General features: G+C 71.6%; 12 protein-coding genes and 1 pseudogene. 5 read left to right on the top strand and 8 right to left on the bottom strand.

The features are described 5' to 3' along the window. Positions 1-447: an ATP-binding protein gene (locus tag ACIP79_RS28220; RefSeq protein ID WP_387187332.1), complete on the top strand. Its 447-nt coding sequence runs from the start codon at positions 1-3 to the stop codon at positions 445-447. Positions 448-822: 375 nt separating this feature from the next. Here the strand turns inward: ACIP79_RS28220 and ACIP79_RS28225 are convergent, their stop codons facing one another. After that, positions 823-1,293: a TetR family transcriptional regulator C-terminal domain-containing protein gene (locus tag ACIP79_RS28225; RefSeq protein ID WP_401227599.1), complete on the bottom strand. Its 471-nt coding sequence runs from the start codon at positions 1,291-1,293 to the stop codon at positions 823-825. 37 nt (positions 1,294-1,330) lie between these two features. After that, on the bottom strand, positions 1,331-2,089 hold the full coding sequence (locus tag ACIP79_RS28230; protein ID WP_401227600.1) for an SDR family NAD(P)-dependent oxidoreductase: 759 nt from the start codon (positions 2,087-2,089) through the stop codon (positions 1,331-1,333). A 151-nt stretch (positions 2,090-2,240) separates the two neighbouring features. Here ACIP79_RS28230 and ACIP79_RS28235 point away from each other — a divergent pair, with 151 nt between their 5' ends. Then, positions 2,241-2,888, top strand: a complete 648-nt coding sequence (locus ACIP79_RS28235; protein WP_401227601.1) for a TetR/AcrR family transcriptional regulator — start codon at positions 2,241-2,243, stop codon at positions 2,886-2,888. 121 nt (positions 2,889-3,009) lie between these two features. Here the strand turns inward: ACIP79_RS28235 and ACIP79_RS28240 are convergent, their stop codons facing one another. The 4 genes from ACIP79_RS28240 to ACIP79_RS28255 form a co-directional block, all read right to left on the bottom strand. Further along, on the bottom strand, positions 3,010-3,990 hold the full coding sequence (locus ACIP79_RS28240; RefSeq protein WP_401227603.1) for an anti-sigma factor RsbA family regulatory protein: 981 nt from the start codon (positions 3,988-3,990) through the stop codon (positions 3,010-3,012). Further along, entirely contained in the window at positions 3,987-4,880 is an 894-nt protein-coding gene (locus ACIP79_RS28245; RefSeq protein ID WP_401227604.1) for an MEDS domain-containing protein, read from the bottom strand. The genes ACIP79_RS28240 and ACIP79_RS28245 overlap by 4 nt, the downstream gene beginning before the upstream one ends. Positions 4,881-5,075: 195 nt before the next feature. Further along, positions 5,076-7,322 carry a SpoIIE family protein phosphatase gene (locus tag ACIP79_RS28250; protein ID WP_401227605.1) on the bottom strand — a complete coding sequence of 749 codons (2,247 nt, stop codon included), beginning with the start codon at positions 7,320-7,322 and terminating at the stop codon, positions 5,076-5,078. Beyond that, positions 7,319-7,582, bottom strand: coding sequence for a hypothetical protein (locus ACIP79_RS28255; RefSeq protein ID WP_401227606.1), 264 nt, complete (start codon positions 7,580-7,582; stop codon positions 7,319-7,321). Before ACIP79_RS28255 ends, ACIP79_RS28250 begins: the two co-directional genes overlap by 4 nt. A gap of 179 nt (positions 7,583-7,761) precedes the next feature. Between ACIP79_RS28255 and ACIP79_RS28260 the strand changes: the two are divergent. Both ACIP79_RS28260 and ACIP79_RS28265 read left to right on the top strand, forming a co-directional pair. Beyond that, positions 7,762-9,665 (top strand): annotated as a pseudogene (locus ACIP79_RS28260) (glycosyl hydrolase family 95 catalytic domain-containing protein); the annotation flags it as partial. A gap of 99 nt (positions 9,666-9,764) precedes the next feature. Then, on the top strand, positions 9,765-10,052 hold the full coding sequence (locus ACIP79_RS28265; RefSeq protein WP_401227701.1) for a glycoside hydrolase family 95-like protein: 288 nt from the start codon (positions 9,765-9,767) through the stop codon (positions 10,050-10,052). A gap of 12 nt (positions 10,053-10,064) precedes the next feature. Here the strand turns inward: ACIP79_RS28265 and ACIP79_RS28270 are convergent, their stop codons facing one another. Continuing rightward, complete coding sequence (locus ACIP79_RS28270) at positions 10,065-11,636, bottom strand: sigma-70 family RNA polymerase sigma factor (protein WP_401227608.1); 1,572 nt, start codon at positions 11,634-11,636, stop codon at positions 10,065-10,067. A 129-nt stretch (positions 11,637-11,765) separates the two neighbouring features. On the opposite strand from ACIP79_RS28270, the gene ACIP79_RS28275 reads away from it, so the two are divergent. After that, positions 11,766-13,262 carry an alginate lyase family protein gene (locus ACIP79_RS28275; RefSeq protein WP_401227609.1) on the top strand — a complete coding sequence of 499 codons (1,497 nt, stop codon included), beginning with the start codon at positions 11,766-11,768 and terminating at the stop codon, positions 13,260-13,262. A gap of 26 nt (positions 13,263-13,288) precedes the next feature. Here ACIP79_RS28275 and ACIP79_RS28280 read toward each other — a convergent pair whose 3' ends face one another. Next, positions 13,289-13,534 (bottom strand): hypothetical protein, encoded by a 246-nt coding sequence (locus ACIP79_RS28280; protein WP_401227611.1) that lies wholly within the window; start codon positions 13,532-13,534, stop codon positions 13,289-13,291. Positions 13,535-13,646: the final 112 nt, after the last annotated feature.

The raw sequence follows: 13,646 nt of genomic DNA on the forward strand, positions 1-13,646 counted from the left end.
ATGCCTGGCGCCCCTCCGATACGCGACACCGTCGCCCTGGACGGCGACGGCTCCTGCATCGCGGAGGCACGTCACCGCGCGGTGGACTTCCTCGCCCGGGTCCAGGCCGAGTACGGCCTTCCGGTGTCCGCGCGCGCGATGGACCTGACCCAGCTGGTGGTCAGCGAGTTGGTCACCAACGCCCTCAAGTACGCCCCCGGGCCCGTGCTGATGGAACTGCGCGTTTCGGGCGCTGTGGTGGAAGTGGTCGTGTGGGACAGCGATCCGGTTCTGCCGGTGGCCCGGGCCGCTGATGCGGGCAGGGTCGGGCAGCACGGTCTGGAGATCGTCATGGCCGTCGCGCAGGGCTTCGAGGTCCAGCGGGAGCCGGTCGGCAAACGCGTCACCGCCCGCATCGCCCTGCCCGACGACCCGGGCGGGGACGTCACCGGACGCCGCCCCGAGTAGAGGGCGACACTCCCCTCTACATGGCGGCAGCCGCGAGGCCGCCCGCTGTCGGGCATGGCGGCTCGCCTGGAGCGGCGGGCCGAAAGGGTCGGCCTCGGCGGGGGAGTGGCCGGGGTGGGCGCGGTGCCGGCATGCGGGATGGCGCCGCAGGGTCAGACAGCAGCCCGAGGCGGGCCCGGCGGACGGGCGCACCCCGCCTGCGCGGGGCCCACGGTGGAGACGTGAGGCTCGCGCCGGAGGCCAGGGAACACCCCGCCCGCGCGGCGACCATGAGTTGAGGGTCTGCCTCAACGATCCGCAGCTCGGAACACCCGCCTGCGCGGGGACCACCGGTCGTGCGCCGTCAGGATCCCCCTGTGACGGAGTTGTTCCCGCCTACCGGTGCCCCGACGGTTCGGCCGGCCGGTCCGGCGGAGCCTCGGCATTCCTCGCGGCGGCTGCCGCGACGGTCGCCAGGTCTTCGCCGGAGAAGCCGGCGCGGCTCAGCACTGCCAGAGATTTGTTCGTCGCCAGCGTGCACAACGCCAGCTCTGCCGCCTCCAATTCACCGGCCCCCGCCGCCAGCAACGCCCGCTCCAGCCTCGCCCGCAAACCGTCGATCACGGCGCGGACCATCGCCCGGCTCTCCGCGTCGAGCGCCGGGAACTGCGTTGCCGACACCGTGAGCAGACAGCCATCGGGGACCGCCGGGTCGGCGATACGGTTCAGGGCGACCTGTAGAAAGGCCGCTACAACGGCGCTCGGACTCGAATGGGGGCCGGACAGCGCCCGCTCGTACAGCGGGTGGTAGGTCTGCGCGTACCGCTGGAGGCTTTTGCGGAAGAGGACTTCTGGGATCTTCCTCACGGCCCACCTACCTCCACTGCGGTGTGGGCGGAGATCCCTACAGCAGGGCGCCGCCGGATACTTCGAGGCGTTGGGCGGTGACCCATCGCAGGTCTTCGGAGGCGAGGGCGGCGATGGCGTCGCCGATCTCCTGCGGTTCGCCGACGCGGCCGAGCGCGGTCTGCGTGCTCAGGCCTTCGCGCATCTGCGCGTCGTCCCGCATGGCGCCGCCGTTGAAGTCGGTGGCGGTGGGCCCCGGTGCGAGGCTGTTGACGCGGATGTCGCGCGTCCCCAGTTCCACGGCCAGTGTCCGGCTGAGGACTTCGACGGCCGCCTTGGAGGCGGAGTACACCGAGGTGCCGGCGCTGGTGTGGCGGCTGAGGGAGGAGGAGACGTTGATGATCCGTCCCCCGTCGGCCAGCACGGGCACGAGCGCCTGGGTGAGGAAGAACGTGCCGCGCACGTTGGTGTCCATGATCGCGTCGTAGTCGTCGACCGTGACCGCTTCCAGCGGTCCGAACAGCCCGATCCCGGCGTTGTTGACCAGGACGTCCAGCCGGGTCGCCTCCCAGCGCTCCAGCTGCGCGGCCAGCCGGGAGACGAAGGCGGGAAGGGCGGCCACGTCCCTGATGTCCAGCCGCAGTGCGGCAGCCGTGGCGCCGGTTTCCTGAACCTTCCTGACCGTCTCCTCGGCCTCCTGCGCGTCGCCGCGGTAGGTGACGATGACGCGCAGTCCGTGCCGGGCCAGCGCCTGCGCCGTGGCCTGGCCCAGCCCGCGATTGCCGCCGGTCACCAACGCGATCCTGCCTGACTCCATGAGTGCTTCTCCTTCGGGAACGGAACGACGCCGCGGCCGGAGTGCCTCCGCCGACCGGAGGCGAGTCACTCGACTCGCCTCCCTTTCCACGTAAGCACCCGCACAGTGGCGAGTCAAGTGACTCGCCTCGGGATAAGGCATACTGGGGCCCATGACCGCAGGACTCTCCGCGCACCATCAACGACTCGCTCAGCGCAAGCGCGAGGCGATCACCGCAGCGGCCACGAAGCTGTTTCTGGAGCGGGGCTACGACGGGACTTCGCTGGCGAAGATCGCGCAGGAAGCGGTGGTGTCGAAGTCCACGCTGTTCAAGCAGTTCCCCACCAAGGCGGCGCTCTTCGAGGCCATCGTCACCGAGTACTGGAAGGGCGGGCCGGACCCGGCGGCGCCCGCGACGCGGCCCGGTGACCTGCGCGCCGGCCTGAGCGCGATCGGCCGCCAGTACGCCGACCTGGTCGGCCGGCCTGCCATGGCGGCTCTCTTCCGCATCGTCATCGCCGAACTGCCGCGTTTCCCGGAACTGGGACGGGCTCAGTTCGAGCTGGGCAAGTTGCCCTACTTCATCTCCGTCCAGCACTATCTGGAGGCCGAGCACGCCGCGGGCACCGCGGTGGTACCGGACGCGGAGAGCGCCACCAACCAGTTCCTCGGCATGATCGCCAACTACGTCCTGTGGCCGCGGATGCTGCTCACCGACTGGAGCCCGACACCTGCCGACGTCGGCCACGCCGTCGACGAGGCGGTCACGACGATGCTCGCCCGCTACGGCCGCGGCGCCGGCGACCCGCAGCACTCCTGAGGGTTCCGGCGCCGCACCGGCAGAGGCGCTGGATGAGGGAGCCTGCGTGGACGGCCCGCCACCTCACATCCGGCTGGTGCGCCGCGTCGTCACGGGTTCGGCGCGGCCCGGTCGGGGAGTGTCAGGCCATGGCCAGGTGGAGGCGGACGGTGGTCTCGCCGGGGCGGGTGTCGACCTCCATCAGGTCGCACAACTGGCGCACCGCCCACAGGCCGTGTCCGCGCTGCCCGCCGGGGTCGGGGGGCAGATAGCCCATGTACCAGTCCGGTCCGGCGGCGCGGCCGGGGTTGGTGACGTCGCACACGACGCGGTGTCCGCAGCGGCGCAGGGTCACCTGCCCCTGATCGCCGTCGCCGTGCTGGAGCGCGTTGGTGGCGACCTCGTTGACGGCGAAGACCAGCCGCCGCGCTCTGTCGCTGGACAGGCCCAGCGTGTGGGCGGCCTGGGCGACGAAGGCCCGCACCACCGCCAGGTCGTCCCCGAAGCGCATCACGGCCTCCTTGCCGCCGGCGGGTACGGGCTGGAGCCGGCGTTGCCAGATTCCGCGGTCGGCGTCGGGGGCGGCGTAGTGATGGCTGACCCCCGCGGAGGGGCCTGACACCAGCTCGGGGTGGGTGCGCCGGGCGTCGGCCACCACGTCGTCGGGCAGGGCGCGGGTGTCGTAAGGGCAGACGATCCAGGCTGGGCTGTGAGCGAAGGCGACGTTGATGACGGACTCGTACCGGGTCCACTCGGCTGTTTCCAGCGGGTCGCGGCCGTGCCACACCGGTTCGCCGATCACCCGTACCTGCCGGTGCCGGCCGCCTGTGGTGCGCTGGTCGACGTAGCGGTAGTAGGCCCCCAGCGTGCGTCCGGGAGTGTCGTACCAGTCGTCGGCGTCGATGAACTCGACCTCGCGAGCCGCATCGCCGAGGGTCTGGCGCAGCAGGCCGATGTTGTGCTCGGTGGTTACGGCGAGGACGGCGTCGTCGGCTTTCAGGCCGTCCAGACAGAAGGGCGTCATCGCGGTCAGGAACGCCTCGTCGCTGCCGTAGACGAGTCCCTGATGGGTCAGGTGCGGCGCGCTGTCGCGGTGCGGGTGCGACGCGGTGAGGGTACTCACGCGAGCACCTCCCTCGCGGTGACGGTCAGCGCAGGTATCTCGTCCCAGCCGACGACGTGGATGACCTCGCTCAGCATCGGATCCAGGTCCACCACATGGAGCCTGCGTCCTGCGGGTAGTTGCTCGGCGGCGCGCACGAGTGCGCGTACTCCGGCGAGGTCGATGAACTCCAGGGCGTCCATGTCGACGGTGATGTCGCCCGGCCAGCCGGCGGCGGTCTGAAGCGCGCCGGCCAGCGCCGGAGCGCAGTGGTAGTCCACGTCGCCGACCACGCGCAGCGCCTGTCGCCCGTTCCGCCAGGACGGCACCAGTCGCAGCGACGCGCTGGCGTGGAGCGGCTGTTGTTCCAGTGTTCCGGTGTGGCGACGGTCGAAGTCGTCGAGGGCGGCGGCGTCGAAACGGCGGGCGTCGTACTGGCAGATCGCGGAGGCGGGGTGCCCGGCGAACACGTCGGTGGCCTTCGTCTCGTACTCGCCCAGCCGCTCGGCGCCGGGGAGGTTCCGCAGGCTCCAGCCCATCTCGCCGCTGACCCTGAAGCCGGTGAAGCCGGCCGCGAGGGCGTCGGTGACTTCCTGGTGCAGGGTGGCCACCATGGCGTCGGCGTCGAAGGTGCCGGTAGCCAGGTAGCTGTCGTCGGCCGTGGTCACGGTGAGCTGGCCGCTGTTCAGGGCGGGCGCCGGATCCGTCCCGGCCTCGCGGATCCAGGAGAGCACCTGCCCGGGCGTGCTCCGGTCGGCGAAGTACATCACGCGCTCGTCACGCGCCAGTCCACCCAGCAGATACGCGGTCACCACCCGGCGCTGCTCGGCGTCGTCGCTGAACGCCAGACACAGGTGATCACCGTGGCCCAGGTGCTCGACCGCGCGGTGCCGCGTACCGGAGGCGCTCACGACGCGTCCACAGCCTTCACCGTCCCTCACCGATCGTCAGCTCGGCCTTCGGCGGGGCCTGTCAGCCAAACGGGTGTTCGTCATCGTATCGGCTCGCCTGTCTCCTGCCGTCCTGCTTACCGCGTGGACGATCCGGCCGCGGGCGGCCCCCGTGCAGGTCATGGGGCATGGTCCGGCCTGCTTCCCTCCAAAGGATTACGCCGAGGCGGCCGGTGACGTCTTGTGCGGCTCGGTGGCGGTGAGGACGAGGACCGCTTGGTCGTCGTCGATGCCGTGGCCGCCGGTGAACGCGGCCACGGCCCGGGTGACCGCGTCGATGACCTGCCGGGCCGCCGGCCGGTGTGGTGCGCCGCTCACCGCGTCGGCGAGACGATCCTCGCCGAAGAGCGTGGCGTCCGGGCGGCGGGCCTCGGTGATCCCGTCGGTGTAGAGCACGAGACTCTCGTACGGCTTCAGGTGCAGGTGGCGGGTGGTGATCTGCGGGGCGGCGGCGATGCCCAGCAGAAGACCGTGGGCGTCGACCGGGCGGGCGGTGTGCTCGGTGTCCAGGTGGAGGGGCAGCGTGTGGCCGGCACGGACCAGTTCGATGTCCAGCCCGGTGGGGGTGGGGGTGAGTTGACCGTAGACGAGGGTGACGAAGCCGGTGTCGTGACTGTGCGGCCGGTTGACAAGTGCCCGGTTGACGGCCCTGACGACGTCTTCGGGGTCGGGCAGGAGGGGAGCGACGGCGCGGGCGGTGTGGCGGACCAGGGCGGTGGTGGTGGCGGCCAGGGCGCCGCGGCCGCAGACGTCGCCGAGGAGGAACGCCCACCGGCCCTCTTCCAACGGGAAAAGGTCGTAGAAGTCGCCGCCGATGTCGAGTCCTTCACCGGCCGGGTGGTAGTGGGCGGCGACGTCGGTACCGGGGATGTCGGGAAGGTCGGGCAGGAGCAGACCGGCCTGCAGGTCCCGGGCGAGAGCGGCACGCTGGGTGTACTGGCGGGCGTTGCGGGCGGCCGAGGCGGCGCGCAGGGCGAGTTCCTCGGCGAGGGCGACGGCGTGGCCGTCGAAGACGTGTGTGCCGGTGGAGAGGAGGGTCATGGTGCCGAACGCGCGGCCTCGGTCCATCAGGGGCACGCACAGGTAGCCGGTGACACCCAGGTCGTGCCAGGGGCCCGGCCCGGTCGGGACACGGCGGGCGACTTCGCTCGTGCCGGAGGCCAGGACGCGGGCGACGGCGTCGTCGGCGGCGTCGTAGACCGGGATATGGGCGGCCAGCAGATCCCGCTGGGTCTGGGTGGGGGCCGCGGTGGCCACCCGCCTCACGCGCCCGCCCTCGACGAGGTCGACCGCGCACAGCGGGGCGAGGACGGGCACGCCGGAGTCGGCCAGGTGTTGCAGGGCCTGGAGGGCGTCCAGGTCGGCGCCCAGGATGGTGCTGGCGTTCAAGAGGAAGGCGAGGTCGCTGCGGGCTGACTTCGCCCGCGCCTCGGCTTCCCGGCGGGCCTGTTCGGCGTGGTGGCGTTCGATGGCCAGGGCGGCGGTGTCGGCGAACACCCGGGCCAGCGCCAGGTCCGCGTCCTGCGGCGCGCGCGGGGTGCGGTGGTACATCGCGAAGGTGCCCAGCAGGGAGCCGTCCCGGGCGAGGATCGGGGTGGACCAGCAGGCGGCCAGGGCGGCCCGGTCGGCCAGGTCGCGGAAGTCGTCCCAGAACGGGTCGGTGGCGATGTCGGTGACGATCACCGGACGGCGGCGGTGGGCCGCGGTGCCGCAGGACCCGACGCCCTCACCCGCGGCGATGCCGTCGATGGCGCGGTTGTAGAAGCCGGGAAGGCTGGGGGCCGCGCCGTGGCGCAGATGCCGGCCGTCGGCGTCGGCGAGCAGTACGGAGACCAGGACCTCCTCGGGCGCGAGGTCCTCGATGGCCCGGGCCATGCCCTCCAGCACCTCGGGAAGCGGGGCCTGGCGGGCGATCTGCTCCAGCAGCGCACGATGCTCGGCCGTCAGCCGCTGGGCGTGCTCGACCTGGGTGGTTTCCACCCCGATGACCCGTACGCCCATGACGTTGCCGCCCGCGTCGAGGCGGGGCTCGTAGGTGAAGTCGAAGAACGCCTCCCGGGCCTCCGGCCCTTCACCCAGCAGCATTCGGACATTCCGCCCGGTATAGGGCTTGCCGGTGCGGTAGACCCGGTCCAGGAGGCCGATGAAGCCCTGCCCGGCCAACTCCGGCATCAGCTGCCCCAGCGGCACGCCGGTCTGCGTGCGGGCGGGTCCGCCGATCGCGTCGAAGAACGCCGCGTTCGCCGTCTCCAGCATGTGCGCCGGCCCCGCCAGGGAAGCGAACACGGCCGTCGACTGCCCGAACAGCGACCGCAGATCACGGTCTGCCGCACTGTCGGCGCCGGCGCGCGTCCCTGCCCTCCCGGCAGGCTGGGGCGCGTGCTGCCCCGGTACGCGCGTCATACGACCTTCCTCTCGTTCGACTGTGCCGGACCGTCCCTGTCGACCATCAGGGTGTCACGCCGCTCCATGCCCGTGGCCAGGGCCTGGCCGGCGTCGGCGTCGGCGTGCGGAGAAAAGGCCTGGTCGAGCCCCGTCAGCGAGAACAGACGCGCCCCCGCGTCCGGCACGGCCGCAAGCCGCGGCACCCGCTCCTGCGCCGCCGGCCCGAGATCCCCGCGCAGCACGAACACCGCACCCCGGAACTCCTGCGTGACCTGCACCGAGAACACCCCGCGCTTCCCCCTGCCAACACTTCAGCCCCAGCCCCAGCCCCAGTTCCAGCTCGACGCCCGCCCGGTCACGTTGACGCTCGGCTTCCGCCCGTGCTGACGCTCCGGTACCGGCAGCCCGCGGCGGACCTCTCGCGGCGCTGCCCCTGGGCAACGGGTCTCTGGGCGCGATGGTGCACGGACACGGCGTACGGGAGCGGATCGACCTCAACGCCGACACCCTCTGGTCCGGCGGCCCCGGAGACCACGACGACGACGGGGCCGCCGCGCACCTTCCCGCCCTGCGCGAGGCGGTGCTCCGTGACCACGACCATGTGCGTGCTGAGGAGCTGGCCACGCGGATGCAGGGGCCGTTCACGCAGGCGTACCAGCCGCTGGGTTCCCTGCTGTTCGAACTGGACCACGGCGACGAAGTCACCTTGAACGAGAGGACGTTGGACCTGACGGAGGGCGTCGGCACGGTCGCGTACACCGTCGGCGGCGTACGTCACACCCGCGAACTGTTCGTGTCGGCGGTCGCGGGGGTCCTCGCGATCCGGCTGAGCTGTGACCGCCCGGGAGCGCTCGACTTCACCGCCCGCCTTCACTCGGCGCACCCGGGATCGGCGCCGGGCGCGGTCATCACGGGCCGTGCCCCCGCGCACGTACGGTTCGAGGGCACCGGCCCCGCCGCCGTCACGTACTCGCCCGACGCGGGGACCGGGTTCGCCGCCGGACTGCGCGTCCAGACCGACGGGGACGGCACCGTCGAGCGCGCCCCGGACGGAAGCCTGCGCGTCACCGGAGCGACGGCCGCCACCCTGCTCGTCGCCGCCTCGACCGGCTACCAGGGCTGGAACCGCACCCCGCTCGGCCCCGAGCCCGGTCTGGACATCGATGTCGTACGGCAGTTGGAGACCGCCTGTGCCGTTCCCTACGAGCAGCTGCGCGCCGAGCACGCCGCCGACCACCGGGCCCTGCAGGGACGGACCGACCTGCGCCTGGACCACGACCCGGCTCTCGACGACCTGCCGACCGACGAACGCCTCGCCGCGATCAGAGCGGGCACCGACGATCCGGGCCTGACCGCACTGCACTTCGCGTACGGCCGCTACCTGCTCATCGCGTCCTCCCGTCCCGGCTCCCAGCCGGCCACCCTCCAAGGCATCTGGAACACCGCGGTCCAGCCACCCTGGCAGTCCAACTGGACCACCAACATCAACCTCCAGATGAACTACTGGCACGCCGAGACCACCGGCCTGCCGGAATGCCACGAGCCGCTCTTCGACCTGATCGCCGACCTCGCCGAGGCCGGCCGACGCACCGCGCATGCCTACTACCGCTGCCGCGGCTGGACCGCACACCACAACGTCGACATCTGGCGCAGCGCCAACCCGGTCCAGGGCAGCCCGAGTTGGGCCAACTGGCCGATGGCGGCAGCGTGGCTGTGCGCCCACCTGTGGGAGCACTACCGGTTCAGCGCCGATCGCCGTTTCCTCGCCGAGCGCGCGTACCCGGCCATGCGGGAGGCGGCCGTCTTCCTCCTCGACTTCCTCGTCGAGGACACCGACGGACTGCTCGTCACCTGTCCCTCCACCTCGCCCGAGCACCGTTTCCGGGCAGCCGACGGGTCACTGGTCGACACCGGTGCGGCGAGCACGATGGACCTCTGGCTCATCGGAGAACTCTTCGCCAACTGCCTGGCGGCGACAGAGCAGTTGGGCCTGCACGACGAGATCGAGGACTCGCTGCGCACCGCCCGCAAACGGCTGCGCCCGGTGGCGTACGTGGCTGGGCAACCGCTGCCCGAGTGGTGGGAGGACGTCGAGCCCGAGGCCCCGGGCACCGCCATCTCTCCCACCTCTACGGCCTCTACCCCGGTTCGGTGATCGACGCCGAGGGTACGCCGGAGCTGTTCGCCGCCGCCCGCGCGGCCCTCGACCAGCGCCTCGCCCACGGAGGCGGGGGCACCGGCTGGAGCCTCGCCTGGGTCGCAGCGCTCGCCGCCAGACTCGGCGACGGAGACCTCGCCCAGCGCAGCATCCGCGACCTCCTGGCGGCCTCCACTTCGGACAACCTCTTCGACCTGCACCCGCCGGAGCTGTTCCAGATCGACGGCAACTTCGGGGCCGCGGCCGCCATCGCCGAACTGCTCCTGCAGAGCCACACCGGCGAACTGCGGCTGCTGCCCGCACTGCCGTCCGCCTGGCCGGGCGGCAGCGTCCGGGGCCTGCGGGCCCGGGGCGGCGTCGGCGTGGACCTCGCCTGGCAGGACGCCGTACTCACCAGTGCCCGACTGACCTTCACCGACCCGGGCCCTCACACATTGACCGTCCCCACCGGCGGGCGTCTGCTTCGGGTGACGGACAGCGAGGGCCGACCCGTCGCGGTGGACAGCACTCCGCTGCCGGGCGGGTTCGTACGCGCGGCCTTCACGGCGCACGGGACGTCGGTCCACCACGTGCGCCCCCGCCGACGGTGACGGGTGGGCGGATCAGGTCCAGGGTGCCACGACGGTGAAGGAACAACTGACCCGGAACGCGGCGGTGTTCTGCTCCGGGTCGAGCCACAGTTCGAGATTGTCGCGGTAACGGAGGTAGCGCCCGGGGTAGTTGTACGCCTCCAGGGAGACCGACCCGTCGGCGGAGCCGGGCCGTGAGCAGAAGGTGGCGTCCTTCTGGAAGATGGCCGATCCGTCGTTGGCGTCCAGCCGCATACGGAAGGCGTAGTGGCGCATGTACCGGCCGGTGGCGTCCCTGAGCGAGTAGCACTGGGAGTCGGCCAGCCCGGCGACGAACCTGAAGGTGGCTTCCTGCTTCGTGAGCCCGGAACCGGTGGCGGTGACGGGACCGAGGACACCGAGATCGCCGGCTTCGCGCACGTAGTGGCCGGATCGACCGACCGATCGCAGGGCATGGCGCCCCAATAGCGTCGGGTTGGCCGTAGGTGTCGTGGACGGGGTGGTGGACGTGGTCGGCACAGGGATGACCGACGCCTGCGCGGTCGGCGGTGGTGACGAGGCGGCGGGTGACACCGACGCATGGGCCGCGGGTGGTGGTACGGGCACGTCGGGGCGCGTGTAGGCGTACAGGGCGCCGCTGCCGGCGAGGACCACCGCCCCGATCGTCAGCGTCGCCACCGGCTTGGAAGCCAGCCGGCCCAGCAGTCGTGCCCCCCGGCCGGCACCGCTCGGCGCGTGCGCGACCCCGGCCGAGGCCGAGGGCATCGACCTGGTCAGCAGTAGCCCCGCCAGGCCGATCGGCACCGGCACCAGCGCGAAGCCACCCAGCAGCCCCTCCACCGGCACCAGATCGGAGCTGTTGAACAGGCATTGCGGGCAGTCGCGGACGTGACGCGCCAGCCGCTTGCGCCACCGTGCGGCCGGCCGGCCGTCCCAGGAGGTCAACTGCGCCGACAGCTCCGCACAGCGCGGCGACGCGGCCAGGGCACGCACCACGGCCCGCGCGGACTGCAGCCGCTCCTTGACCCGCTGCACCCGTACCGCGGCATGCTGCGGAGTGAGTTCGCAGGCCGCCGCCAGATCGGCGCGGGTCAGCTCTCCGGCGGCCTCCAGCCACCACAGCGAGAGCACCTCGCGCTCCTCGTCCTCCAGCCAGCGAGTCGCCTCCACCGCCTCGCGCCGCTGCCCCGACAGGGCGAGCCGGAGTATGGCCAGATCGGCGAAGTCAGCCTCCGGGGCCACCTCCTGGACGGCCTCCGTCGGCAGATCCGCCTGCGGCCGGGCCTGCCGGCCGCGCCATCGGTCGCGGACCTGCCGTACTGCGATGGCGACCAGCCAGGAGCGGAACCGCTCCGGTTCCGTCAGGCCCGGCAGCCCGTCCAGGGCCCGCAGCATCGTGTCCTGGACTACGTCGTCGACGTCGCTGTGCCCGTCGAGGGCGCGCCCGACGATGTTGTAGACCAACGGCAGACAGTCCCGCGTGAGGCGTTCCAATGCCTGCCGGTCACCGGCCCGCGCCGCCACGACCAGCGCGATGTCCGGCCGTTCGCGTATGTCCTGCGAGGGCACCCGTGCCACCTTGTCCCGCCTCACCTCGTCAACCATCGCCTGATGCTGATGCGCCGAAGTTGGCAGTGTGCCAGAGGCGTTCGACTTTTCCTTCCGCGGTTCTGTTATCCGAGATCGGTTCCCGCGTCTCCTGTGCGTACGGTCAAAACCGACGGGAGTCATTCAGTGTCAGTGAGCCAGGACAACAGCCGACCCATGATGAGCAGGCGCAGCGTGCTGCGGGTCGCGGGAGCAGCCGGAGCGGTCGGCGTCGGGACGGTCGCCGCCGGTGCGGGGGCGGCTCCCGCCCTCGCCGCTCCCGGCAAGGCGGACGGCGCGTTCGCGCATCCGGGATTGCTGCACACGCAGGCCGACTTCGACCGTATGGCGGTCAAGGTGAAGGCGGGCGCGGGCCGGTGGAAGCCGGGCTACGCCAAACTGGCGGCCAACCCCCGCTCGGCCGGCACCTGGAAGGCGCAGCCACTCGCGACGGTGGTGCGCGGCGGCGCCGGTGACAACGTCACCACGCTCGCCTTCGACGTCGCCGCCGCCTATCAGAACGCGCTGCGCTGGAGGATCAGCGGCGACACCGCGCACGCGGACGCCGCCCGCGACATCCTCAACGCCTGGTCGGCGAAACTCACTCACCTCGACGGCAGCGCCGACCGGTTCATCGCGGCGGGCATCCACGGCTACCAGTTCGCGAACGCCGCGGAGATCATGCGTGGCTACGAGGGCTTCGACCTGGCCCGGTTCCAGAAGATGATGGTGGACGTCTTCTACTCGATGAGCAGCGACTTCCTCACCCGGCACAACGGGGCGTACGAGTCCAACTACTGGAGCAGCTGGGACCTGTTGAGCGTGGCCTGTGTACTGTCCGTCGGCATTCTCTGCGACGACCGGTCCAAGGTCGACGAGGCGGTCACGTACTTCAAGAGCGGCAAGGGGATGGGCTCCATCAAGAACGCCATCCCCATCCTCCACCCCGGTGGCCTCGGGCAGATGGTGGAGGTCGGACGTGACCAGGGGCACGCGTTGTTGAGCGTGGGCCTGCTGGGCACCATCTGCGAGACGGCGTGGAACCAGGGCATCGACCTCTACGGCTACGACGACAACCGCGTCCTCAAGGGCGTCGAGTACGCCGCCAAGTGGAACCAGGGTTTTGACGTCCCCTTTACTTCCTGGACCTGGCACAAGGGCGCGCCCGGCGCGTGGGAGGGCTGGGAGACCTTCACGAAGCCGTCCACGTGGGCCCGGGGCAACGTGCGTCCGATCTGGGAGAGCCTCTACAACCACTACGTCAACCGCCGTGGCCTCGAAGCCCCCTATGTGACCGCCATGGCAGCCAAGGTCAGGCCCGAGGGCGGCGGCGGGGACTACGGGACCGGCGGTGGCCTCGACCACCTCGGCTTCGGCACCCTGACCTTCACCCGGCCCAGAGCGATCGTCTCCGTCGCGACGCCCGCCCCGTCCGACAGCGCAGGCGGCAACCCGTCCGGGGGCGGCTCTTCCTCCGCGGCTCCGGACGCCGGTGCCTCCGGCGGGGTCGAGCCGCACGGCGGCACGGGCACCGACCTGGCGGCCACAGGAGCAGGCGGTATCGCTGCCTTCGCCGGGGCGGGAGTCCTGGCACTCGCGGGAGGACTCATCGCCCTGCGCCGCAGGAACACGGGCGGCAGCTGACCCTGGCCGAGACCCGGGCGGAGCCCTCAGGCACCGCCCGGGTCGCGCTGAAACACCGCCTGTCCGCCACCGCGGTGGTGGCTGCCGCGCTCCACGCCGAGCGGTATGTGTTCCGGTCCTTCGGACAGCACCCGCACGATCAGCGCCGCCCTCGGCACCGGCGCGCTGATCACGATGGGCCGAGCCGCCGACGGCTTGCGTCGACATGCCACAGCAGCCCCGGGTCCGGCGTCGCAATGGATCTGGGCGTCGACGACAGGCTTCTTGGCCACAGGATGATTGCGACCCAGTGAGCAGTAATTGCGTCGATTATTGGTCACAAACGGCTGATAGACGCCTGCTTGCGTGACCCTTATGGTCCAGTTGACCGCCGATCAATGTGAT

It is taken from the genome of Streptomyces sp. NPDC088747 (genome assembly GCF_044751025.1).
In the GTDB taxonomy this organism is placed as follows: Bacteria; Actinomycetota; Actinomycetes; order Streptomycetales; family Streptomycetaceae; genus Streptomyces.